The organism is Devosia sp. A16 (assembly GCF_001402915.1).
Taxonomy (GTDB): Bacteria; Pseudomonadota; Alphaproteobacteria; order Rhizobiales; family Devosiaceae; genus Devosia_A.
This window is the reverse complement of the sequence record NZ_CP012945.1, coordinates 3,061,087-3,085,115: the sequence shown is the minus strand read 5'-3', so window position 1 is coordinate 3,085,115 and position 24,029 is coordinate 3,061,087. Positions and strand designations below refer to the sequence as shown.

Sequence of the window (24,029 nt, the reverse complement as noted above, 5' to 3'; positions counted from 1 at the left end):
AGGATAGACCCATGCCGACTCCCCTCTCCGCCGAAGCCCTGCCGGAGATCGCCGCCCGCGCCAGCGTGCCCCGCTACCCGCGCGGCGCCTTGACGGCGGGCATCGTGCATTTCGGCGTCGGCAATTTCCACCGTGCCCACCAGGCGGTCTATCTCGACAGCCTGTTCAACCTGGGGCTCGACCAGGACTGGGCGCTGGTCGGCGCCGGGGTGCGCAGCAACGATGCCGACATGCGCGAGAAGCTCCTGGGGCAGGACTACCTGACCACCGTGGTGGAGCAGGAGGCAGACAGAACGAGCGCCCGCGTCACCGGCGCGATGATCGACTTCCTGCCGGTAGGGGACCTCGCCGCGATCAGCGAGACGCTGGCCGACCCAAAAGTGCGGATCGTCTCGCTGACCGTCACCGAAGGCGGCTACTATATCGACCCGGCCTCGCAGCGGTTCGACGCCCGCCACCCCGACATCGTCGCCGACAGCGTCAATCCGGAAGCGCCGAAGACGGTGTTCGGACTGATCCTGCTTGGCCTGCAGTTGCGGCGCGAGCGCGGCGTGCAACCTTTCACGGTGATGAGCTGCGACAATATCCCGGGCAATGGCCACGTGACGCAGAACGCGGTGGCCGGCCTCGCCGACCTGATCAATCCCGAGCTGGCCAAGTGGGTGCGCGAGGCCGTGGCCTTCCCCAACGGCATGGTCGACCGCATCACCCCGGCGACGGGCCCACGCGAGCGCGCGGCGCTCGAGGTCGATTTCGGCATCGTCGATGCCTGGCCGGTGTTCTGCGAAGAGTTCAAGCAGTGGGTGCTGGAAGACCATTTTCCGGCCGGGCGCCCGGCGCTCGAAAAGGTCGGCGTGCAGTTCGTCCCAGACGTCGCGCCCTACGAGCATATGAAGATCCGCATCCTCAATGGCGGACACGCCACCATCGCCTACCCCGCGGGGCTGCTCGACATCCATTTCGTGCACGAAGCGATGGAACACCCGTTGATCCGCGCCTTCCTCGAGAAGGTGGAGCGCGAAGAGATCGTACCGGTGGTGCCGCCGGTGCCGGACACCGATCTCGACGACTACTACAAGCTGATCGAGCGGCGGTTCAGCAACCCCAAGATCGGCGACACCATCCAGCGGCTCTGCCTCGACGGTTCGAACCGGCAGCCAAAATTCATCCTGCCCTCGGCGGCGGATCGGCTGGCGGCCGGACAGCCGGTCACCGGGCTGGCTTTGGTCTCGGCGCTCTGGGCCCGCTACTGCTATGGCGAAAGCGACAGCGGCAAGCCGATCCCGCCGAACGACCCGAACTGGGAGCGGCTGACGGCGCTCGCCAGGGAAGCGAAATCCGATCCGGCCGCCTGGCTGTCGATGGGCGACATCTTCGGGCCGCTGGCCAGCAACCCGACCTATGTGGCGGCCTTCACCACCGCATTGTCGACCCTCTGGTCGCGCGGCACCAAGGCGACGTTGGAGGCGTATCTGGGCGGGACGCTGTAGGCGGCTTCGCGAAGCGCCGATAATTGGCGCTGGTGGTTGTGGACCCCCACCCCTGTCCCCTCCCCGCGAGGGGGAGGGAGACCATCACACGGACATCTCAGTTTGCGTCTCCCTCCCCCTCGCGGGGAGGGATCAAGGGTGGGGGGCAGCCCGCACCGGCTCGGCTTCTTGCAGCGCCGCCCCCGCACATAACTTGCCGAAGCGGATGTCGCCCGGCTACCGATAGGCCGGGAGAGGTTTCGTGGCGCCGATCAAGCTCGTTATCTTCGATTGCGACGGCGTGCTGGTGGACAGCGAACCGCTCGCCATGCGGGTGCTGCTCGAGCTGATCGCCGAGCAGGGCATCGCGGTCGCGCCGGGCGTCGCCTTCCGGTCTTATCTGGGCCGCAGCCTTGCCTCGATCTCGGAGAGCCTCAACCAGAGCCACGGCGCGCATCTCAGCGAGGCGTCCGTCAGCGGCATGCGCGACCGGCTCTATGCGCTCTACCGCAAGGAACTGAAGCCGACCCGCTGGATTGCCGACATCCTGGCCGGCCTCGAGCTGCCGTTCTGCGTGGCGTCGTCGAGCCAGCCCGAGCGGATCCGGCTGAGCCTCGAGCTCACCGGCCTCCTGCCGCGCTTCGAGGGGCGCATCTACTCGGCGACCATGGTCAAGAACGGCAAGCCGGCACCGGACCTGTTCCTTCTCGCGGCGCGCGAAATGGGCATCGGGCCGGAGAACTGCCTCGTCATCGAGGACTCGCCGGCCGGCATCCAGGCGGCGCGGGCCGCCGGCATGCGGGTCTTCGCCTATCTGGGCGGCAGCCACATCGCGCCGAGCGGTCTGCGTGCAGAGATCGAAGCGCTGGGACCCGACGCCATCCTCGAGGATATGCGGTCGCTGCCGGGACTGCTCGAGCTCCACGCCGCCCGCGAGGCAGGCGGAGCCGCGATGCTGGTCGCCGTGGACGTGGGCACCGCCAGCGCCCGGGCGGGACTCGTTACACCCTCCGGCCGGCTGGTCAGCCGGGCCGAGCAGGCGCTGGAGCTCAACCGGGTGGGCTCGGATATCGCCGAATACGATTCCGAGCAGATCTGGGACGCCGTTGCCCAGGCGGTGCGCGCGGCAATGCGACTTGCCGGTGTCGCGGCAGACGAGGCCGTGGGGATCAGCTTCGATGCAACCTGCTCGCTGGTGGTGCGCGATGGCGAGGGTGCCCAACTGCCTGTCAGTCCGGACGGTGCGGGGCGCTGGGATACGATCGCCTGGTTCGACCACCGGGCGCAGGCCGAGGCGGAGCAATGCACCGCGAGCGGCCATCGGGTGCTCGATTTCATCGGCGGCACCATGTCGCCGGAAATGGAAGTGCCCAAGCTGATGTGGCTGAAGCACCACGTGCCCGAGACCTGGGCCCGAGCCGGCCGGATGTTCGACCTCGCCGATTTCCTGACCTGGAAGGCATGCGGATCCAACGCGCGCTCGGAATGCACGCTCACCTGCAAATGGACTTATCTCGGTCACGAGAGCCCCAGCTGGCAGCGGGATTTTCTCGCCGCCATGGGGCTCGACGACCTGTTCGAGCGAGCCGGCCTGCCCGCGGTCGCAAGCCCGATCGGCCGGGCGCTGGGACCGCTGAGCGAAGCGGCCGCGACCAGCCTTGGCCTCGCGACGCGCTGCGTGGTCGGGGTCGGGCTGATCGACGCGCATGCCGGTGCGCTGGGAGCGCTCGCCGCGTTCACCAACGTCCCCGCCGAGCTGCGCCGGCATCCTGCGCTGGTTGCCGGAACCTCGAGCTGCGTGATGGCGCTGTCCGATCGGCCGATGCCGACAAACGGCGTCTGGGGACCCTATCGCAACGCCGTGCTCGACGGCACCTGGCTCAACGAAGCCGGGCAATCGGCGACCGGCGCCCTGCTCGATCACGTGCTGCGCAACCATGCAGCGGGGGGCGATCCCACCGCCGAACTGCACCGCCGGGTGATCGAGCGGGTGCTCCAGTTGCGCGCGAACGAAGGCGACGATCTCGCCCCGCAGCTTCATGTGCTGCCGGACTTTCACGGCAATCGCTCACCGCTCGCCGAGCCGCGCGCCCTCGGGGTGATTTCCGGCCTGTCGCTCGACAGCGATTTCGACAGCCTATGCCGGCTCTACTGGCGCACGGCGGTGGCGATCGCCGTGCAGGTGCGGCACATCCTCGAGACCCTCGATGCCCGCGGCTACGGCATCGAGACGCTGCACATCGCGGGCGGGCACAGCCACAACCCGCTGCTGATGGAGCTCTATGCCGATGCCCTGCCGTGCACGGTGATCGAGCCTGCTGCGCCCGATCCGACCTTGCTCGGGGTCGCCATGGTGGCGGCGACGGCAGCGGGCCTGCATGCCGAGCTGTCGTCAGCCTGCCTGGCGATGGCCCAGCCCAGCACCCGGCGTACGGCGAACCCCGCGGCGCGCGCCCGGCTCGAGCGGGATTATCGGAGCCACCTGGCGATGCAGCGGCATCGGGCTGAGCTGGTGGCGCTGGGAATGTCGACCTGACGTCTTGAACCGAAGCTGCAGTGGTTGCCGACCCCCACCCTTGATCCCTCCCCGCAAGGGGGAGGGAGACCCTTACGCCAGCATCGCGGTTCCATCGTCTCCCTCCCCCTTGCGGGGAGGGATCAAGGGTGGGGGTCGGCAACCACCAGCCCTCTATTCGGTCACCGCCTCTACCGGCGTCGGCTGAGGCTCCGGCTCGGGATCCGGATGAATGCGGAACCACGCCGCGTAAAGCGCGGGTAGGAAAATCAAGGTGAGCAACGTCCCCACCAGGATGCCGCCGATCATGGCGTAGGCCATCGGCTCCCAGAACACTTCGGTGGCGATGGGGATGAGCCCGAGGCTGGCGGCCAGCGCGGTCAGCATGATGGGGCGCACCCGATGTTCGGTGGCGTCGATGATGGCGCGCCACGCCGAACCGCCCTCCTGTCGCAGGTGCTCGATCTGGACGATCAGAATCACCGAGTTGCGGATCAGGATGCCCACCAGCGCCAGAACGCCGAGAATGGCGACGAAGCCCATCGGCTTGCCGAACGGCAGCAAAGCCGCGACCACGCCGATCAGCGCCAGCGGCGCCACCGCGGCGACGAGGAACATGCGCGAAAAGCTCTGCAGCTGCAGCATCAGCACGGTCGCCATGACGAACAGCATCAGCGGCACCACCGCAACGATCGGCGCCACCGACTGGGCGCTGTTCTCGACCGTGCCGCCCACCGCGAGGTGATAGCCGGCCGGCAGGCCGGCGGCGAAGGCATCGACGGCGGGCTTGAGGTGCTGCGCCACGGTCGCCGGCTGGCGTGCCCCTTCGACCGCGGCGCTGACGGTGATGGTCGGCACCCGGTCGCGGCGGATCACCACCGGCTGCTCCTGGGCATAACGGAAGGTGGCGACCGTCGCGAGCGGGATCGAACGGCCGTCGCCGGTCGCGAGCTGCAGGTTGCGCACCGTTTCGATAGAACCGCGCTCGGCGTCCTCGGGGCGCCCGACCAGGTTGACCAGGTAGATGCTGTCGCGGATCTGGGTGATCGGCTGGCCGGAGGTGACGCCGTTGAGCGCGGAGGCGATGTCGCTGTTGGTGATGCCGAGCTGGCGCGCCTTGTCCTCCAGCACGTCGACCTCGATCACCCGGGCCGTCTCCATCCAGTCGTAGCGCACCGGCCCGACCTCGGGGTTCTCCGCCATCACCTTGGCGAGCGCCTGCGCCTGGGTGCGCAGCGTCTCGATATCGGGGCCGCTGAGGCGATACTGGATCGGCCGGCCGACCGGTGGCCCGAGCGACAGGGTCTTGATGTTGGTGTCGGTGCCGAGGAAGGTCCGCGCCAGGTAGGCTTCGAGCTCCGCCTTCACCGCGTCGCGCTCGGCCAGCCCCTTGGTGACGATCACCGTCTGGCCGATCGAGGGCATGGCAGCGGGGATGTCCAGCGCCAGCACGAAGCGCGGCGCGCCTTCCCCGACATAGCTCGACCAGTGATCGATCTTGTCGTTGCCGGCCAGCGCCTCGGCCTCGAAGCGGGCGATCTGCGCCGAGGTCTCGGCGATCGAGCTGTTGTGCGGCAGGTCCCATTCGACGATCAGCTCGGGGCGGTCCGAGGAGGGGAAGAACTGCTGCTGCACCAGCGTCAGCCCGCCCAGCGCCAGGGCGAAGATGGCAAGGGTCACGCCGATGGTCACCCAGCGCAGCCGCATGCCCCATTCGATGAGGCCGGTGAAGGCGACCATCAGCCGGCTGCGGCCGTGCGCCTTGTGCTTCATCTGCTTGGGCAGCACGGTGACGCCGATCAACGGCGTGAACAGCACGGCGACCACCCAGGAGACCAGCAGCGCCACCGCCAGCACGACGAACAGGGTGAAGGTGAATTCGCCGGCCTGGCTGGGGTTGAGCCCGATGGGGATGAAGCCGGCGACGGTGACCAGCGTGCCGGTCAACATCGGGAAGGCGGTCGAAGTGTAGACGGCGGTAGCTGCCTTGCGCAGCGTGTCGCCGGCCTCGAGCCGCGACACCATCATTTCGACCGCGATCATCGCATCATCGACGAGCAGGCCGAGCGCGATGATCAGCGCGCCCAACGACACACGCTGCAGCGAGATGCCGAAATAGGCCATGGCGAGGAAAGTGATGGCGAGCACCAGCGGGATCGAAAAAGCCACCACCAGCCCGGCGCGGAGGCCGAGGCTGAGGAAGCTCACCACCAGCACGATGGCGACGGCTTCGAACAGCGCGCGGGTGAAGCCGTCGACCGCCTCCTCGACCACCTTGGGCTGGTCGGAGACGAGGTGCACGTCGACGCCGACCGGCAGTTCGGCGGTGATCTTGTGCAGCTCCTCGTCCAGCGCCTCGCCGAACTCCAGCAGGTTCCCGCCTGCCCGCATGCCGATCGCCAGCCCGATGGCCGGCGTGCCGTTATAGCGGAACAGCGCACTGGGCGGATCGACATAGCCGAGGCTGACGGTGGCGACGTCGACCAGGCGGAAGAAGCGTTCACCCACCCGCAGGTTGATCTGGCGGATGCTCTCCTCGGAGGTGAACTGGCCGCCCACCCGCACCGCGACCCGTTCCGGGCCTGCCTGGATGACGCCGGAGCTCGTGACGGCATTCTGATCCTGCAGGGTGGCGATGACCTGCTGCGCACTGATCCCGAGCGCCGCCAGCCGGCGGGTGGAAAACTCGAGATTCACCACCTCATCCTGGGCGCCGATCAGCTCGACGCTGCCAGTCTCCTTGAGGGTCAGCACCTTGGAGCGGGCATCCTCGACATAGTCGCGCAGCTGGCGCTGGGTAATGCCGTCGCCGGTAAAGGCATAGATGTTGCCGAACACGTCACCGAAGCGATCGTTGAAGAACGGCCCCTGCACCCCTTGCGGAAAGGTGCGGGCGATGTCGCCGATCATGGCGCGCACCTGCAGCCAGACCGAGCGCACGGTCGCTGCCGGGGTCTCGTTGCGCAGCGAGACGAACACCGTGGTCTTGCCCGCCGTGGTGACCGAGCGGGTATAGTCCAGCGACTCGAGATCCTGCAGTTCGCGCTCGATACGCTCGGTGACCTGCACCGCCACGTCTTCAGCCTTGGCGCCCGGCCATTGCGCGGCGATCACCATGGTGCGGATGGTGAAGGCCGGATCCTCCTCGCGCCCCAGATGCAGGTAGGAGAAGACGCCGGCCACCAGCGCGACCAGCATGAAGTACCAGATCAGCGAGCGGTGCTCGAGCGCCCAGTCCGAGAGGTTGAACGGCTTCACGGCAGCTTTCCCTCTTCGGCCACGCGTTGCCCCTCGCTGAGGCTGTTGACGCCGGCGATGGCGATGCGCTCGCCGGCGGCAAGACCGGAGCGCACTTCGACCTGGCCATCCGCCGCGGCTCCGAGCTCGACCGGCCTGGCCTTGACGACGCTCTGCGCCGGGTCGACCACCCATACCAAGGTTGCCGCGTCCGTGCGCCTGATCGCCGTCTCGGGGACGCGGATCACCGTGTCGGCCGCGGCGGCGGCGAGGCTGGCGGTTGCCGTGGTGCCCAGCCAGAACTGCGGCGGCGGATCGTCGATGCCGATCTTCAGGCGCCAGCTGCGGGTGACCGGGTCGGCTTCCGGGGCGATCTCGCGCAGCTTGCCATCGACCATCGTTGCGGGGCTGAGCTGCGGCGCCACCCGAAAGACGGTGCCGAGCTCGAGGTTCTGCACGAAACTCTCGGGCACGTCGATGACCACGTCACGGGTGTCGGTGCGGGCGACGGTCAGCACGGTCTGGCCCGCCGCCACCACGGCGCCCGGCTCGGCCCCGACGGTGGTCACGACGCCGTCGAACGGAGCAACGAGGCTGGCATAGGAGCGCTGCTCGGTGGCCTGGGCGAGGCGGGAGCGGGCCTGCACCACGTTGGCGAGCGCCGCGGCGCTCTGCTGCTCGGCCTGCTGCAGGTTGGCGACGGTCGTCACGTCGCTTTCGGTCAGGGCGCGGAGCCGGCCTTCGGATCCCGCGGCATTGGCATATTGCGCTTCGGCGGCCTGGAGGTTTGCTCGGGCGGTTTCCACTGCGAGGTCCAGCGTGGTGGCGTCGAGATCGGCGAGCGGCGCGCCGGCGCGGACCTGATCTCCCAATCCCACGCTGCGGCTGACCAGCGTGCCGCCGACCCGGAAGGCCTGGGTCACCGAAATGCGCGGCGAGACGACGCCGACGAAACTCGCCTCGGCCGTGGTTGCCGGCTCGATCACCATCGACAGCAACCGGCGGGGAGCCTGTTCGGGCGCCTCGGCCGCCGGCTGGCAGGCCGCCAGGGTCAACAGCAGAGGGATGACGGCGAGCCGCCGGATCGGGCTCATGGTGCGCCCCCCTCCACCGTCTTGACGTGTTCGCCCGGGGTGAGGAGCTTGCCGCCCTCGGTAACGACCACCTGGCCACCGCTCAACCCGCCGGCGATGACGACGGTGCCGGTGGCGTATTCGGCGACCTCGACCGGGGTCAGCGCGACGCTGCCATCCGTGCCAACCACCCAGACCGCGGGTTTCCCCTGGCTCAGCCACAGGGCGCTCCAGGGCAGGATGACCCGCTTGTGCGGCAGCGAGCCGGTGGAGCCGGTGACGGGCGCGCCCAGCACCATTTCGGCGGGCGCGTCAATCGCCACCTTGACCTCGATGGTGCCGGTCTGGGGGTCGAGCGCCGGCGCGATTTCGGCGACCTTGCCGGTGGCCTTCACCTCGGGGTTGGAGACCAGCGCCACCTCAACCGCCTGATCCGGCGAGCGGTCGATGAGCGCCGATTCCGACAGGTTGAACACCGCGTTGCGCGGGCCATCTTCGGCGAGGATCAACACCGGGGAGCCGGCGGGCGCGACTTCACCGGCCTCGAACAGCCGGCGGGTGATCTGACCGTCGGCGCTGGCCTTGAGCTGGGTGTAGCCGAGCGCTTCCTCGGCCGTCTGCACCTGCGCGGCGGCACTGGCGGTGGCGCTGTTGGCCGTGTCGTAGGCGGTCTGCGCGCCGTCGAGGCTGCTACGCGTGGTCAGGCCCTGCTTCCACAACGTGCTCTGCCGATCGAGCGTCGCCTTGGCCTGGGCGAGTTGCGACTGGCTGGCGGTCAGCGCCGCCCGCGCGGCGTCGACATCGGCCTGCTGCTCTTCGGGGGCCAGCTGCGCCAGGAGATCGCCGGCCTTGACCCGGGCTCCGACCTCGACGGCAATGGCGGTGAGCTGCCCGCCGACCCGGAACGCCTGTGGCGTCTCGGCTTTCGCCTCGACGGCACCGGTCAGCAGCAATTGGTCCATGTGGTCGACCGCCGCCACGGTCTGGACCCGGACCAGCGGCGCCGGCCGCTCGACCTCTCCGGCAGGCTGGCAGGCGCTCAGGAGCAACAGGGCCGGGACGCCCAAAGTCCAGTTCGCAACCGCCGCTCTGCGCATCGTCCGCCCTCAAGCCGGTGCGATATGCTAGCCGCAGCCGTCATGACGACGCAAGAGTACCTCGGGTAGCCCGTCGGCGGCCGATGTTGACCTCGACCGCCGAGCCAGGGTGCGGCTGGCGAGGAAGGCTACCAGCCCTCGCCCTTGAGTTCGATCAGCGTGGCTTCCAGCAATTCGAGGTTCTCGGCTGCCGACCCCGAACCCGCCAGCGCGTTGTGGACGGCACTCCAGAACTGGCTCGAGACTTCGTTGTATTTCGCCCCGGCGACCGCCGCCGGCCGCCAGACGGCGTTGAGGAATATCTCCTTCCAGCGCGGCACGATCGGCTGCGCCGCGGCCACCTCGGCATCGTCGTAGAGCGCCTCGATGGTGGGTAGGTAGGCGACGCGGATGGCGTTTTCCTTCTGCTGCTCGGCGCTCGACAGGAAGAGCGCCAGCTGGATGGCCGCCTCCTGGTGGCGGGAATACTTCGAGACGGCGATCGCGCGGCTGGCCAATGTTGCCGCCGAGCGCGCTCCCTCGGCATCGCCACGCGGCAGCGGCGCTACGTCGAAGGCGTTGCGGATGGCGGAGTCCTCGCTGTTGCCCAACGCGTAGGCGTAAGGCCAGTTGCGCATGAAAACTGCATTGCCGAGCTGCCAGACGCCGCGACTCTCTTCCTCCTTGTAGCCGAGGACGCCCTCGGGCGAGATGCCGCCGATCCAGCCGGCCGCCCGCTCGATGGCGGCGGCAGCGTTGGGGTTATTGATCGAAATTGTGCCGTCCGGCTCGATGATGCGGCCGCCGGCATTGGAGGCCACCCATTCGAGTGCGTCGCAGGTCAGCCCCTCATAGGTGTTGCCCTGAAAGACGAAGCCCCACATGTCCGGGCTGCCCCCGGCCCTTTCCGCCGCCATGATCTCCCTGGCGGTCGCCTCAAGCTCCGCCCAGGTGGCCGGGATCGGCTTGCCGTATTTTTCGAGCAGGTCCTTGCGGTAGAACAGCGCCGGCGCATCGGCAAAGAGCGGCATCCCCAGCAGCTTGCCGTCGATGGTCTGCCCCTCGATGATCGACGCAAAGTGCTCGCCGATCACCTTGCTGGCGGCCGGAGCGAGGTCGATGAAGTGTTCGGCAAGTTGCGGCACCCATTCATCGGACAGGAAATAGACGTCGATATCCGGGTTGCCGGCGGCCAACCACAGGCGGAACTGCGCGAAAGCCTCAGATCCCGAGATCGGCGCCGGCACCACCGTCACCTTGTTGCCGGTCGCCGCCTCGAAGCGATCGAGTTGTTCGCGCAGCACCTGCGGGTAAAGCCCACCATCGCCGGTGGTGATTGTGAGTTCTACGCCGTTGGCGCCGCCCAGCAGCAAGCCGAGCGCCAAAGCGGCGAGAGCCGATTTTCCAGTAGCTGACATAGTCTCCTCCTCCATTGAAATACGCGACCGCCGGGCACATGCCCAGCCGGTCCGGGTTTCAGGCCCGCTTCCTCTCGCCCGGCCCCTGTGGCGTATCGGCCAGCCGGCGCCGGATGGCTTCCGGCTGTGCCACCTGCAGCACCAATGGCGGCAGCCCGCGCGCCATCAGCTCCAGATCGTCCACCGCCATGCGGCCGATCGCCCGTCGCTCACGGCGGATCGATGCGGCACGATGCGGCGACAGAAGCAGATTGGCGGCGGCCCTGACCGGCGCTGCCGCCGGCATCGGCTCCGTGGGGAAGACATCGATGGCGGCGCGGATATGCCCGGCATTGGCGGCCTCGACCACCGCATCGAAATCGACGAGATGGGCCCGGCTGATCACCACCAGCAACGCGTGCTGCGGCATCGTCTCGATCAGTTCGCGACTGATCAGCCCCTGGTTCTCGGGGGTAGGCGTTGCCAGCACGAAGACCACTCTTGCCTCGGACATCACCGTCTCGAGCGACGCTGGCCGGCAGCCACCGGCCTCGATCACCGATCGGGTCAGCCAGGGGTCGAACACGTCGATCGAACAGCCGAAGGGCGCGAGCAGCGTCACCAGTTCCCGCGCAATCGAACCAAAACCGACAAAACCGACACGCTGGCCAAACAGGGAGAAATCGCCGGCGAGATCGCCCTGCCATTCCTCGCGGCCCGCCTGAACGGCGAGGTGTGCCTCAACCATCCCGCGGCAAGACGCCAGCGTCATACCGAGCGCCATCTCCGCGACCTGTTTCGCAAAGGCCGGAGCGCAGGACAGCACGCGAATACCGCGCATGAAGCACTCGGCGTAGTCGATGGTTGGCGGGAAGTGCCCGCCCACTTCGATGATGGCCCGCAGCCGCGACGCTGCACGCAAGCGCGCCGCATCGAGCGCCGGGTCAAGCCCGATGACCGCCCAGGCATCCGGCAATGCCGCGTCCAGCACCTCCGCCGACAACGCTTCGTCTCGCGCCCATACCAATTCGGCGATCTCGCCCAGCCGTTCGAGGTCCTCCTCGGCGAAAATCTCCCGCATGGTTCGTGGGTACGGGGCGACGATGACCTTCCGGGTCGTGGGCATATCAATCCTCGTTGCAATTTTCTTGCAATATCTTGTACAAGATGTGCAGTGATATTGCAAGACGATGCTGGTTCTCAGAGACGTGAGGACCCCGTAGGCTCAGAATCAGTGAAGGAGAGCTCGTACGATGCCTCGCCCGACGATGGCCGCTGTTGCAAAGCTTGCAGGGGTCAATGCAGGAACGGTGAGCCGTGCACTGGCTGGCTCGAGCCTGGTCAGCGCAGAAACCCGTGCGCGCATCCGCGCGGCGGCAGAACAGCTCGGCTATCCGCTGTTCGACGGCCCGGCCGCCGAGAGGGACAGCGAGCGGCAGGTACTGGTGGCGCTGCGCGATATCGCCAATCCGTTTTTTTCGGACGTCGTGTCAGGGATTGCCGAGGTGGCGCAGGATGCGGGGTGCGGAGTACTGATTGGCAATACCTTCGCCCGCCCCGACGTCGAGAAACGGCTGGCGGCCAACTTCCTGTCGGGCGCGGTGGCGGGCCTGATCATTCAGACCGGTCATCTTCCCAGGGAGCTCGAACACCTGCGCGACCTCAGACGCCGCGCCATCGCTGTGGCGGTGCCTATCGAAGGATCGGGACTGACGACGGTAGGGATCGACGAGTTCGCCGCCGCCAGGGAAGCGGTGTCTTACCTCATCGCGCTCGGACACCGTAACATTGCCCATATTGCCGGCCCCCCTGCCCCCACCAACGCCAACCGTCAACGCGGCTACCGCGAGGCAATGCGCGAGGCCGGCCTCGAACTCGACCCGGCGGCGATCGTAGCCGGGGAGAACACCCTGCGTTCGGGGCAGGAGGCGGCGATGGCACTGCTGTCCCGCCTGACTACGCCAACGGCGATCTTCTGCGCCAATGACGAGATGGCAATCGGGGCCATGACCGTGTGCAAGCAGAAGGGCCTGAGGGTCCCCGAGGACGTATCGATCGTCGGCTTCGACGATGTCGACATCGCCGAGTTCTACGACCCGCCTTTGACCACGGTGCGGCAGCCGCGGCGCGAGCTCGGCCGCCGCGCGATGATCGAGCTGCTGGCGCTGCTCGACGACGAGCAGTCGGAAACGGGCCGCAACATCGTGCTGCCGCATACGCTCGTGGTGCGGGGGAGCACTGCGAGAGCAGTGGGCTAGTCTAGGCGGGCGGGTTGCGGCGACCCGCCGAGCGAAAGTCTCGCCCCGCCAGTCAAACCGGCATCCGTTTCGCCGGACCGCACGACGCGCGGTTGACGATGCGGCTGGCGATCAGCAGGCGGACCGGGATGTCGCGCGCCATCCGCTCGTTGAGGCGGTCGTCGAGCAGCCGCACGCAGCCGGCGCCGATCTGCTGGCCGTGCCCCTTCACCGTGGTCAGCTGGGGCGAGATCTGCGTGGCGGCCTGGTAATCGCCGAAGCCGATCACCGACACGTCCTCGGGGATGCGATAGCCCAGCCGCAGCAGTTCCGAGACAACCGTCACCGCCAACCCATCATGGGCGCAGAAGAAGGCTGTCGGGCGGAACCCCTCGGACTCGATGGCCTTCAGGTGCTCGGTGAAGCGCACTTCCTTCTCGAAGGTCATCTGCCGGAAGTTGATCTGCGGCAGCCGCTCCAGCACCTCGCGCACGCCGTAATAGCGCTCCATGCGGCCCCGATAGCCGGGCGCTCCCTGGACGAAGGCGATGCTGGTGTGGCCCAGTTCGACGAGGTAGCGCGCCACGGCCGAGCCGGCTTCGTGGTCGCTGCCGCCGACGAAGTCGGCCTGCTCGAGCGGCTCGAGCCAGCCGGTGCGCACGATCGGCACGTCGAGCGCATAGACGCGGTCATAGGTGTCGCGTCCGTGCGGCCCCACCATGATGGCGCCGCTGCAGGTGCTGACGAACGCCTCGACCTCCTCGGCCAGATGGGTCCAGCGCACCCGCACCTGGTAGCCCCGCCGCTGCGCCTCGGCCTGCACCCCGCTCTGGATCAGCACGTGCAGCTCGCTGTTGACCAGGTCCGTGTCGTGGAAGACGAGGCCGAGCGTCCGCAGTTCCTTGGGCGCCGGCTGGCGGGCGTAGCCCAGTTCGGCGGCCAGCTCCTCCACCCGCCGGCGGGTCTGCTCGCTGACCCCGCTCTTGCCCGAGAGCGCGCGCGAGACGGCGAACTTGGACAGGCCAAGGCGTGCGGCAAGGGTTCCGAGGGTCACGCGTTGCAAGAAGTTTCCCCGATGTTCACAGCAAGTCCCCCGAACCTAACACAACCTAACGACGTGAAACAGAACGCCGAATCGTTCGGTGCCCGGCAATGTGTCAGGCAGGCTGACCTAGAAAAACGTCGTAGCGGCTTAACATAACGCTTTACCTAACAAATCAGAGTTGCAAGCCTTTCGCAAGCTAACGGCCGGCAGGGAAGCGGCCGCAGCTTGGGAGGGAGATCCAGTCATGAACGGTTTCAGCCGCAGGGCTTTTCTTGCCGGCAGCACGGCTTTCGCGAGCGCCGCACTGGTGGCGCCGCAGGTGTTTGGACAGACGCCGGAATCGGCATTTCTGCAGGCGCAGGTCGACGCCGGCACGCTGCCGCCGGTGGCCGACCGCCTGCCGGCCAATCCGTTGGTGATCGAGCCGTGGGAGCGGGTCGGCCAGCAAGGCGGCCAGTGGGACCACGCGCTGGTCGGCGGCGGTTCGGCTTCGATGCTGGTGCGTTATCAGGGATATGACCCGCTGGTCCGCTTCACTGCCGACTGGTCGGGCATCGAGGCGAACGTCGCCGAGAGCTACGAGGTCAACGAAGACGCGACGGTCTACACCATCAAGCTGCGCAAGGGCCACAAGTGGTCGGACGGCCAGCCGTTCACCACTGCCGACGTGCAGTTCTGGTACGATGCCTATTTCACCGATGCCGAGACCAACCAGGCCGGCAATGTCTGGTGGTCGGCGGGCGGCAAGCCAGCGACCATCGAGGTGGTGGACGAGCAGACCTTCAAAGTGGTGTTCGCGGCGCCGAACGGTTTCTTCCTGCAGCAGATGGCCTGGGCCGACCAGGACCAGCTGGTGCGCTGCCCCAAGCACTACCTCGAGCAGTTCCACATCCGTTACAATCCCGATGCCGACAAGCTCGCCAAGGCCGCCGGGCTCGAGAGCTGGATCGCCCTGTTCCAGCAGGAGATCGGCTATCTCGACACCAATGTCTATTTCCAGAACACCAAGCGGCCGGCGCTGACCGCCTGGACCTTCACCGGCGAAGGCGGCAAGGCCCTGGGCCAGGACACCCAGACCACCATCGCGGTGCGCAACCCCTACTATCACAAGGTCGATACGGCCGGCACGCAGCTGCCCTATTTCGATCGCATCGTCTACCAGATGGTCGCCGATCCCGAGGTCCTGCTGCTCAAGACGCTGCAGGGCGAGATCGACATGATGGATCAGTACATCGCCACCCCTGCCAACAAGCCCGTGCTGTTCGACGGCCAGGAGGCCGGAGGCTACGGCTTCTATACGCTCAAGGAGACGGCCGCCAACGTCATGGCGTTCCAGCTCAACCTCAACCACGTCAATCCGACGCGGCGCGAGCTGTTCAACAACCTCGAGTTCCGCCGCGCCCTCTCCATCGCCGTCGACAGGCAGGCGCTGATCGATGCGGTGTTCGTCGGCCAGGGCGCGCCGGCGCATGCCTCGATGCGCGAGGACGATCCGCTCTACAACGAGCAGTTGGCCAAGCAATATACCGAGTTCGACCCGGACAAGGCCAACCAGATGCTGGACGCCCTGCTGTCCAACAAGGACGGCGAAGGCTACCGGCTCGACGCCGACGGGCAGCGCGTCTCGATCATCTTCGAGCTCGACCAGACCCGCACCACGTTTCTCGACATGTTCGAGCTGGCCATCCCGATGTTCCAGGCGGTGGGGATCGATGCGCAGATGCGCACCATGGATCGCTCGCTGTGGGAGCAGCGCGTCCGCCGCGGTCGCGAATACGACGCCACGGCGCACCAGTTCGGCGCCAATTCCGGGATCGCCGCCATGCTCGATCCGCGCTTCTACGTGCCGATCAACAATAACTGCTTCTACGCCCAGGGCTGGGCGCTCTATTTCACCCAGCCCGACAATCCTGACGCGATCGAGCCGCCCGCCGAGGTCAAGGCGCAGCAGGAGCTCTACCGCCAGCTGGTCGCCACCGCCGAGCCGGCGAAGCAGCAGGAGCTGATGGCCCAGGTGCTGCAGAACGCTGCCGACCTGTTCTTCACCTTCGGCGTCAGCCTGCCCGCCGACGGCTACGGCATCGTCGGGACCGACATGGTCAACGTGCTGAAGCAGATGCCGAATTCGTTCGGATGGCCGACCCCCGGCCCAGCCCGCCCGGAGCAGTTCTTCAAGGCCTGACCATCCGGGCACCTGACTGTTCCTCCCTGGCCGGCCCGCTCCCCTGGCGGGCCGGCACCCCCCACCGTCGTCTCCGAAAGGCCCGTCATGCTCGACACCAAGGCGCATAGTGACCACACCCTGAGGACGGCTCAGTGGTACAAGTCGGCGACCCGCTGGACGCAGCTGACGCTCGCCGAGGACGATCCGCTGCGCTTCGATCCGGCCTTCTGGATCGACGTGTTCAAGCGCACCCGCTCGAACGCCACCTGCCTCAGCGCCGGCGGCTACATCGCCTACTATCCGAGCAAGGTGCCGCTGCATTACGTCAGCAAGTTCATCGGCGACAGCGATCCGTTCGGCACGCTGGTCGAGGGCGCGCGGCGGCTGGGCATGCACGTGATGGCGCGGGTCGACCCGCACGCCATCCACCAGGATGCGGCCGATGCACACCCCGAATGGATCGCCGTCGACCGGGACGGCAAGCCGCGCCGCCACTGGGCCTTCCCCGAGGTGTGGGTCACCTGCGCCTATTCCGACTACAATTTCGGCTTCATGCCCCAGGTGCTCGAAGAGCTGACGCGCGACTACGATATCGACGCCATCTTCGCCAATCGCTGGCAGGGACATGGGGTGTGCTACTGCGAGAGCTGCCGGACCAACTTCCGCGCCGCCTCGGGCTACGAGTTGCCGCGCGACGCCAATCCCGAGGATCCGGTGTGGATGGCGTGGGCGGCGTGGCGGCGCACCGTGCTTACCCGGCTGGTGGTCGAGTGGGACGCGGCGATGAAGCGGATCAAGCCGCATACCAGCTTCATCCCGAACATGGGCTCGGTGTCGCTGATGGAGTTCGACCTCGAGGTCATCCAGCGCTATTGCCCGTTCCTGTGCGTCGACGACCAGGGCCGGCGCGGCACCGAGCCGATCTGGATGGCGGGCCGCAACGGCAAGCGCATGCGCGCCACCTTCCCCGATCGCCCGGCCATCCTCATTACCTCGATCGGCCCCGAAGAGGCCTATCGCTGGAAGGATTCGGTGACCACCGGGCCCGAGATGCAGGCCTGGATCGACAATGGCACCACGCAGGGCCTGCTGCCCTGGTTCACCAAGTTCAACGGCGTCGTTCCCGACAACCGCTGGGTTGAGCCGGTGGCCCAGAGCTTTGGCCTCCACGCCGAGCTCGAGCCGGTGCTGACGGGCTTGCAGCCGGTCGCCGAGGTAGCGATCCTCGACCCGGCGACGACGCTGCGCCACCACGGCCAGGAGACCCGCGCCGAGGCCGAGGCCGACGACCTGGGCTTCTATCACGCGCTGGTCGAGGCCCGCATTCCGTTCGAGATGGTCTCCGACCAGGCGATGACGCCGGAGCTGCTGGACCGTTTCAAGGTGCTGGTGCTGGCCAATTCGACCTGCCTCTCTGACGAACAGATCGCAACGCTCGAAGCCTATGTGGGGCGCGGCGGCAGCATCGTGGCGGCGCACGAAACCTCGACCCGCACGGCGCTCAACCAGCCGCGCAACGCCATCGGGCTCGGGCCGCTGCTCGGCGTCAGCCTCGCCGCGCCGGCGCGTGGGCCGGTCAAGAACACCTATGTCGCAATCAACGGCCTCCATCCGATCTCGGAGGGGTTCGACGGCGCCAACCGCATCATCGGCGGCACCCGGCTGCTGGCGGTCGATACCCTGGCCGATGCCGAGGTGCCGTTCCTCTATGTCCCCGATTTCCCCGATCTGCCGATGGAAGAGGTCTACCCGCGCGAAGCGCCGCGCGGCGCCGCTGTGGTGGCGCGCCGGCACCCCAGCGGCGGCCGCACCGTCTACTTCCCCTGGAATATCGGCGGCATCTTCAAGGAGGTGCTGGCGGCCGACCATGCACGGCTCATCGGCAATGCGGTGCGCTGGGCGCTCGGCAAGCCGCTCGATGTCGAGGTGAGCGGCCGCGAGGTGCTCGACCTCGCGGTGCGTGCCGACACCGACGGCACCGCCGTGGTGCTGCACAACCTCAACAACCCGATGATGATGAAGGGCCCGATCCGCAGCGTCTTTCCGGCCGGCCCGCAGGTGGTGAGCCTTGCGATCCCAGCAGGGCGGCGGTTCGCCGGCGCCAAGCTGCTGGTGTCCGGGCGCGAGGCGCACAGCCGGCTCGCCGACGGCCGGGTCGAGATCGACGTGCCGTGGCTCGAAACGCTCGAAGTCGTGCACGTGACCTGGGCCTGAGCCTCCGCCATGCTGCGCTACATCCTCAAGCGGCTGGTCTACATGATCCCGACATTGATCGGGATGTCGATCATCGCCTTCCTGATCATCCAGCTGCCGCCGGGGGACTACCTCACCTCGATGCTGGCTTCGATGGCCGATAGCGGCGTCAACGTCGACCAGGCGCAGATCGCCCGCTACCGCGAGATCTACGGCTTCGACGACCCGTTCCTCGTGCAGTACTGGAAGTGGATCAGCGGCATCGTGCTGCGCGGCGACTTCGGCTACTCGTTCGAATGGAACCGGCCGGTCTGGGGGCTGATCGCCGAGCGGCTGGCGCCGACGCTGTCGGTGTCGGTGCTGGCGCTGCTGTTCGTATGGGCGGTGTCGCTGCCGATCGGCATCTATTCGGCGATGCGGCGGCATTCGGTGGGCGACTACGCCTTCACCCTCATCGGCTTCATCGGCCTCGCCATCCCCAATTTCATCATGGCGCTGACCCTGATGTACCTCGCCTACCGCTATATGGGGCAGACGGTAGGTGGGTTGTTCTCGCGCGAATATGTCGACGCGCCGTGGAGCTGGGACAAGTTCGTCGACCTTTTGGCGCACCTCTGGATCCCGATCATCGTCATCGGCACCAACGGCACGGCGGCACTGATCCGGATTCTGCGCGCCAACCTCACCGACGAACTCAACAAGCCCTACGTCATCACCGCCAAGGCCAAGGGCCTGCCCGAGTACAAGGTGGTGCTGAAGTACCCGGTGCGCATCGCGCTCAACCCGTTCGTCTCGGCAATCGGCTGGGTGCTGCCCGAACTGGTCTCCGGCGTCACCATCACGGCGATCGTCCTCAACCTGCCGATGATGGGCCCGCTGCTGCTGCGCGCCCTGACCGTGCAGGACATGTATCTCGCCGGCTCGATCATCCTGCTGCTCGGCGTGCTGACCCTGATCGGCATGCTGATCTCGGACATCCTCCTCGCCATCCTCGACCCACGGATCCGTTTCAATTGACCCACGTGCATCTCGAAAGCGATGGCGCGACGGAAACCGGCCCGGCCATCACCCCGATCCGGCGGAGCGGCGGCAGGACCGAAATCGCCGTTGCCGGCCCCTGGCGGCTGATCTGGCTGAAATTCGTGCGCCACAAGGTGGCGGTGGTCGCCGGTGTGATCATCCTCGCAATGTACCTGATTGGGCTGTTCGCCGAGTTCCTCGCCCCGGCCCTGCCCGACGCGGCCAAGCCGCAATTCACCTATGCGCCGCCACAGGACATCGCCCTGTTCGTCACAGCGGCGGACGGCAGCTTCAGCTTCATGCCGCACGTCAAAGGGTACAAGCAGACGGTCGACCCCGCTTCGCTGAAACGGACCTTCACCATTGACGACGACAAGGTCGTGCCGATCGGCTTCTTCGTCAAAGGCCCGGCCTACAAGCTGTGGGGGCTCATCCCCATGAACCTGCACCTGATCGGGCCGCTCAAATCCAGCGACACCATGTACCTCTTGGGTACCGACAAGCTCGGGCGCGACCTGCTCAGCCGGCTGATCTACGGGACCCGCGTGTCGATGTCGATCGGCCTCATCGGCGTCGCCATCAGCCTCTGCCTCGGCGTGGTGCTCGGCTCGATCTCGGGGTTCTACGGCGGCTGGGTCGACCTCGGCATCCAGCGCGTCATCGAGGTGATCTCCTCGATGCCGACCATTCCGCTGTGGCTCGGGCTCGCCGCCGCGGTGCCGCTGACCTGGTCGCCACTACAGGTCTATTTCGTCATCACGCTGATCGTCTCGCTGTTCGGCTGGACCGGGCTGGCCCGCGAAGTGCGCGGCCGCTTCTTTGCGCTCCGAAGCGACGATTTCGTCACCGCGGCGCGGCTCGATGGCTCGAGCGAGCGCCGGCTGATCTTCCGGCATATCCTGCCTTCGCTCACCAGCCACATCCTCGCGGTGGTGACGCTGGCGTTGCCCACCATGATCGTTGCCGAGACGGCGCTGAGCTTTCTGGGCATCGGGCTCAAGGCGCCGGTGGTGAGCTGGGGCGTGCTGCTGCAGGAGGCGCAGAACGTGCGCACCATCGCCACCGCGCCGTGGCTGCTGATCTGGCCGGCCGGTGCCGTGGTGCTGACGGTCCTCGCCTACAACTTCCTCGGTGATGGCCTGCGCGATGCAGCCGACCCCTACGAGAGCTGAGGCGGGCGCCATGGCAGACGACGACGTGATCCTCTCGGTCGACAACCTCAGCATCGACTTCAACCTCAGGACGCACGTGCTGCACGCGGTGCGCCAGGTGAGTTTCCAACTCCGTCGCGGCAAGACGCTCTGCCTCGTGGGAGAGAGCGGCTCGGGCAAATCGGTCACCGCGCGAGCCCTGCTGCATATCATCGACAAGAACGGCGCCATCACCGAGGGCCGCATCCTGCTGCGCGGCGGCGGGAGCGAGACCGACATCGTGCCGCTCAGCGAGCGTAGTCCCGAATTGCTGTCGATCCGCGGCGGCCGCATCGGGCTGATCTTCCAGGAGCCGATGAGCTCGCTGTCGCCGGTGCATACCATCGGCAGCCAGATCGTCGAGGCCTTGCGCCTGCACCAGGCGATGAACAAGGCCGAGGCCCGGGCAGCGACCATCGAGCTGTTGCGACAGGTCGAGATTCCAAATCCCGACAAGATGATCGACCGCTACACCTTCGAGTTCTCGGGCGGCATGCGGCAGCGCGCCATGATCGCCATTTCGCTGGCCTGCGATCCCGACATCCTGATCGCCGACGAGCCGACCACCGCGCTCGACGTCACCACCCAGGCCGAGATCCTCGACCTGATCAAGCGGCTGCAGGTGAGCCGCGGCATGGCCATGCTGCTGATCACCCACGACATGGGGGTGGTCGCCGAGGTGGCAGACGAGGTGGCGGTGATGCGCTATGGCCAGATCGTCGAAGCCGGCAGCGTCGACGAGATCTTCCACGATGCCCGCCACTCCTACACCCGGCAGTTGCTCGCTTCGACCGTACGGCTCGAGCAGAACCCGCGCGCCCTGACCCGCCCGGCCACCGCGGCCGCGCCGGCCGACAAGCCGGTGCTCTCGGTGCGCGAGCTCACCAAGTTCTATGGCGGCGGTGGCGGCCTGTTCGGCGGCAGCAGCTACGCCATCCGGGCCGTCGACACTGTCAGCCTCGACCTCGCTCCGGGCGAGAACCTCGGCATCGTCGGCGAGAGCGGCTCGGGCAAGACCACGCTCGGCCGGCTGATCCTCAGAACCGTCGAGCCGACCTCCGGCAGCATCGTCTACAATGACCGCGAGGGGCGCCCCATCGAAGTGACCGGGCTCGGCAAGCGCGAGTTGCGCGGCTACCATCGCGACGTGCGGCTGGTGTTCCAGGATCCGTTCGCCTCGCTCAATCCGCGGCTCACCGTCAAGGACGTGATCGGCGACCCGCTGTTCGTCGCCGGGCTGGCGCGGGGCGCCGCGCTGGAGCGCCGGGTGGGCGAACTGATGGAACTGGTCGGGCTCGATCCGCAGGCGATGGAGCGCTATCCGCACGCCTTCTCGGGCGGGCAGCGCCAGCGCATCGGCATCGCAAGGGCGCTGGCGCTCGACCCGCGCGTCATCATCGCCGACGAGGCGACGGCGGCGCTCGACGTGTCGATCCGCAGCCAGATCCTCGACCTGCTGCTCGATATCCAGAAGCGGCTCAGCCTCAGCTTCGTCTTCATCAGCCACGACATCTCGGTGGTGCGCTATTTCTGCGACCGGGTGGCGGTGATGCATCGCGGCAAAGTGGTGGAACTGGGCACCGCCGAACAGATCTGCACCGCCCCGGCCGAGGCCTATACCAAAGCCCTGATCTCGGCCGTGCCCCACCCCGATCCGCGCCACAAGCGCATGCTGCACCGTACGCGATTTACAGCCGAGGCCACGCCGTGAAGTTCTCCGCCAACCTGTCCTTCCTCTATCCCGAACTCGGCTTTCTCGACCGCTTCGCCGCCGCCGCCCGCGACGGCTTTCCGGCGGTGGAGTTTATGGGCCCCTATGCCGAGCCCAAGCACAAGGTGGCCGAGGCGCTGGCCGCCAATGGCCTCGAGCAGGCGCTGTTCAACCTGCCCTCCGGCGATTGGGCCGGCGGCGAGCGCGGTATCGCGGCGCTGCCCGGCCGCAGCGACGAGTTCCGCGCCGGCATCGCCACGGCGCTCGATTACGCCGCGGCGCTCGGCTGCAGGAAACTCAACGTCATCGCCGGCCTCGTCGCCCCCGGCGCCGACATCGAAGCGATGGAAGCAACGCTGGTCGACAATCTCCGCTATGCCGCGCCCCGCTGCGCCGAGGCCGGCATCAAGCTGCTGATCGAGCCGATCAACCTACGCGACATCCCGCGCTTCTTCCTCTCGAGCACCACGCATGCCGAGCGGATCCTCGAGCGGGTCGGCCACGACAACCTCTATATCCAGTACGACCTCTACCACATGCAGGTGATGCAGGGAGACCTGCTGCCGACCTACGAGCGGCTGCGCGAACGCATCGCCCACATCCAGCTCGCCGACACTCCCGGCCGCCACGAGCCCGGCACGGGAGAGATCAACTACGGCTTCCTGCTGCCGGCGATCGAGCGGCTCGGCTACGACGGCTATTTCGGCTGCGAGTACAAGCCCAGGGCCGGCACCAGCGAGGGCCTCGCCTGGATGCAGCCCTACCTGAGGAGCGCGTGATGAAGATCGGTTTCATCGGGCTCGGCGTCATGGGGCGGCCGATGGCCGGCCACCTCATCGGCGCGGGGCACGAGCTGTTGCTGCACCGGGTGAAGCCGGCTTCACAGGAGCTGGTCGATCGGGGCGGCAAGGCGCTGGCCTCGCCGCGCGAGGTCGCCGCAGCGGCCGACGTGGTGATCCTGATGCTGCCCGACACGCCTGATGTCGAGCTGGTGCTGTTCGGCAGCGACGGCGTCGCCGCCGGACTGGGCAGCGGCAAGCTGGTGATCGACATGAGTTCGATTTCGCCGGTGGCGACCAAGCAGTTCGCTGCGCGCATCGAGGCGCTGGGCAGCGACTATCTCGATGCGCCGGTGTCGGGCGGCGAGGTCGGGGCCCGCAATGCGGCACTTACCATCATGGTCGGCGGCAAGCCGGAGGTGTTCGAGCGCGCCCGGCCGCTGTTCGAGGCGATGGGTAAGACCATCACGCTGGTCGGCGGCGTCGGCGACGGGCAGACCGCCAAGGTCGCCAACCAGATCATCGTCGGGCTGACCATCGAGGCAGTGGCCGAGGCCCTGAACTTTGCGAGGAAAGCCGGAGCCGACCCGGCGCGGGTGCGCGAGGCCCTGATGGGTGGCTTTGCCGCCTCGCGCATCCTCGAGGTGCATGGCGAGCGCATGATCAAGCGCACGTTCGAGCCGGGCTTCCGCATCCGGCTGCATCGCAAGGACCTGTCGCTGGCGCTCGACGCGGCCAAGACGCTGGATCTCAGCCTCCCCAACACCGCGGCGACGCAACAGCTGATGAACGCCGCCATCGCGCTCGGCGACGGCGAGCGCGACCATTCCGGCCTGATCCGCACCCTCGAGGTCCTCGCCGGCGACAAACCCTGATCCGCCCGGCGCCACCCTGCCCTCTTCCCGCGGCGGCCCGTTCCGCCG

Annotated in this window: 16 protein-coding genes and 1 pseudogene; 11 read left to right on the top strand and 6 right to left on the bottom strand. The window is 67.5% G+C overall.

Annotated features, from left to right (window positions below; genetic code table 11):
- Positions 1–11: 11 nt before the first annotated feature.
- From APS40_RS14975 to APS40_RS14970, 3 genes and pseudogenes are all read left to right on the top strand, one after another.
- A complete protein-coding gene (locus tag APS40_RS14975; RefSeq protein WP_055047814.1) occupies positions 12–1,490 on the top strand; it encodes a mannitol dehydrogenase family protein in 1,479 nt (492 codons plus the stop codon).
- Positions 1,491–1,731: 241 nt separating this feature from the next.
- Positions 1,732–2,355, top strand: a pseudogene (locus tag APS40_RS25345) (HAD family hydrolase); the annotation flags it as partial.
- 66 nt (positions 2,356–2,421) lie between these two features.
- Positions 2,422–4,005: an FGGY-family carbohydrate kinase gene (locus tag APS40_RS14970; RefSeq protein WP_055049682.1), complete on the top strand. Its 1,584-nt coding sequence runs from the start codon at positions 2,422–2,424 to the stop codon at positions 4,003–4,005.
- A 153-nt stretch (positions 4,006–4,158) separates the two neighbouring features.
- Here APS40_RS14970 and APS40_RS14965 read toward each other — a convergent pair whose 3' ends face one another.
- From APS40_RS14965 to APS40_RS14945, 5 genes are all read right to left on the bottom strand, one after another.
- The gene (locus APS40_RS14965; RefSeq protein ID WP_055047813.1) at positions 4,159–7,242 is read right to left on the bottom strand and encodes an efflux RND transporter permease subunit; all 3,084 of its coding nucleotides are present in this window, start codon (positions 7,240–7,242) and stop codon (positions 4,159–4,161) included.
- Positions 7,239–8,315, bottom strand: coding sequence for an efflux RND transporter periplasmic adaptor subunit (locus tag APS40_RS14960; RefSeq protein ID WP_055047812.1), 1,077 nt, complete (start codon positions 8,313–8,315; stop codon positions 7,239–7,241). Before APS40_RS14960 ends, APS40_RS14965 begins: the two co-directional genes overlap by 4 nt.
- A complete protein-coding gene (locus APS40_RS14955) occupies positions 8,312–9,391 on the bottom strand; it encodes an efflux RND transporter periplasmic adaptor subunit (RefSeq protein ID WP_082434433.1) in 1,080 nt (359 codons plus the stop codon). The genes APS40_RS14960 and APS40_RS14955 overlap by 4 nt, the downstream gene beginning before the upstream one ends.
- Before the next feature lie 128 nt (positions 9,392–9,519).
- Positions 9,520–10,788 carry an ABC transporter substrate-binding protein gene (locus APS40_RS14950; protein WP_055047810.1) on the bottom strand — a complete coding sequence of 423 codons (1,269 nt, stop codon included), beginning with the start codon at positions 10,786–10,788 and terminating at the stop codon, positions 9,520–9,522.
- Positions 10,789–10,846: 58 nt separating this feature from the next.
- Entirely contained in the window at positions 10,847–11,893 is a 1,047-nt protein-coding gene (locus tag APS40_RS14945; RefSeq protein ID WP_082434432.1) for an NAD(P)-dependent oxidoreductase, read from the bottom strand.
- A gap of 127 nt (positions 11,894–12,020) precedes the next feature.
- On the opposite strand from APS40_RS14945, the gene APS40_RS14940 reads away from it, so the two are divergent.
- Positions 12,021–13,025, top strand: coding sequence for a LacI family DNA-binding transcriptional regulator (locus tag APS40_RS14940; RefSeq protein WP_055047808.1), 1,005 nt, complete (start codon positions 12,021–12,023; stop codon positions 13,023–13,025).
- Between the two features lie 52 nt (positions 13,026–13,077).
- Here the strand turns inward: APS40_RS14940 and APS40_RS14935 are convergent, their stop codons facing one another.
- Positions 13,078–14,067 (bottom strand): LacI family DNA-binding transcriptional regulator, encoded by a 990-nt coding sequence (locus APS40_RS14935; protein ID WP_055047807.1) that lies wholly within the window; start codon positions 14,065–14,067, stop codon positions 13,078–13,080.
- Positions 14,068–14,293: 226 nt separating this feature from the next.
- Between APS40_RS14935 and APS40_RS14930 the strand changes: the two genes are divergently transcribed.
- The 7 genes from APS40_RS14930 (at position 14,294) to APS40_RS14900 (ending at position 23,981) form a co-directional block, all read left to right on the top strand.
- Positions 14,294–16,231, top strand: coding sequence for an ABC transporter substrate-binding protein (locus APS40_RS14930; protein ID WP_055047806.1), 1,938 nt, complete (start codon positions 14,294–14,296; stop codon positions 16,229–16,231).
- 87 nt (positions 16,232–16,318) lie between these two features.
- On the top strand, positions 16,319–18,427 hold the full coding sequence (locus tag APS40_RS14925) for an alpha-amylase family protein (protein ID WP_055047805.1): 2,109 nt from the start codon (positions 16,319–16,321) through the stop codon (positions 18,425–18,427).
- Between the two features lie 9 nt (positions 18,428–18,436).
- Positions 18,437–19,423 carry an ABC transporter permease gene (locus tag APS40_RS14920; RefSeq protein ID WP_055047804.1) on the top strand — a complete coding sequence of 329 codons (987 nt, stop codon included), beginning with the start codon at positions 18,437–18,439 and terminating at the stop codon, positions 19,421–19,423.
- Between the two features lie 47 nt (positions 19,424–19,470).
- Entirely contained in the window at positions 19,471–20,598 is a 1,128-nt protein-coding gene (locus APS40_RS14915) for an ABC transporter permease (protein ID WP_236884278.1), read from the top strand.
- Between the two features lie 10 nt (positions 20,599–20,608).
- Positions 20,609–22,327, top strand: coding sequence for an ABC transporter ATP-binding protein (locus APS40_RS14910; RefSeq protein ID WP_055047802.1), 1,719 nt, complete (start codon positions 20,609–20,611; stop codon positions 22,325–22,327).
- Positions 22,324–23,106, top strand: coding sequence for a 2-oxo-tetronate isomerase (otnI, locus tag APS40_RS14905; RefSeq protein WP_055047801.1), 783 nt, complete (start codon positions 22,324–22,326; stop codon positions 23,104–23,106). The genes APS40_RS14910 and otnI overlap by 4 nt, the downstream gene beginning before the upstream one ends.
- Complete coding sequence (locus tag APS40_RS14900; protein ID WP_055047800.1) at positions 23,106–23,981, top strand: 2-hydroxy-3-oxopropionate reductase; 876 nt, start codon at positions 23,106–23,108, stop codon at positions 23,979–23,981. Before otnI ends, APS40_RS14900 begins: the two co-directional genes overlap by 1 nt.
- The last annotated feature ends 48 nt before the right edge of the window (positions 23,982–24,029 follow it).

Bases quoted from the DNA above. Each gene is read 5' to 3' on its own strand.
- APS40_RS14900 (WP_055047800.1), top strand. From the start codon at position 23,106: ATGAAGATCGGTTTCATCGGGCTCGGCGTCATGGGGCGGCCGATGGCC.
- APS40_RS14960 (WP_055047812.1), bottom strand. From the start codon at position 8,315: ATGAGCCCGATCCGGCGGCTCGCCGTCATCCCTCTGCTGTTGACCCTG.
- APS40_RS14955 (WP_082434433.1), bottom strand. From the start codon at position 9,391: ATGCGCAGAGCGGCGGTTGCGAACTGGACTTTGGGCGTCCCGGCCCTG.
- APS40_RS14925 (WP_055047805.1), top strand. From the start codon at position 16,319: ATGCTCGACACCAAGGCGCATAGTGACCACACCCTGAGGACGGCTCAG.
- APS40_RS14970 (WP_055049682.1), top strand. From the start codon at position 2,422: ATGCTGGTCGCCGTGGACGTGGGCACCGCCAGCGCCCGGGCGGGACTC.
- APS40_RS14975 (WP_055047814.1), top strand. From the start codon at position 12: ATGCCGACTCCCCTCTCCGCCGAAGCCCTGCCGGAGATCGCCGCCCGC.
- APS40_RS14920 (WP_055047804.1), top strand. From the start codon at position 18,437: ATGCTGCGCTACATCCTCAAGCGGCTGGTCTACATGATCCCGACATTG.
- APS40_RS14950 (WP_055047810.1), bottom strand. From the start codon at position 10,788: ATGTCAGCTACTGGAAAATCGGCTCTCGCCGCTTTGGCGCTCGGCTTG.
- APS40_RS14930 (WP_055047806.1), top strand. From the start codon at position 14,294: ATGAACGGTTTCAGCCGCAGGGCTTTTCTTGCCGGCAGCACGGCTTTC.
- APS40_RS14910 (WP_055047802.1), top strand. From the start codon at position 20,609: ATGGCAGACGACGACGTGATCCTCTCGGTCGACAACCTCAGCATCGAC.
- APS40_RS14945 (WP_082434432.1), bottom strand. From the start codon at position 11,893: ATGCCCACGACCCGGAAGGTCATCGTCGCCCCGTACCCACGAACCATG.
- APS40_RS14940 (WP_055047808.1), top strand. From the start codon at position 12,021: ATGCCTCGCCCGACGATGGCCGCTGTTGCAAAGCTTGCAGGGGTCAAT.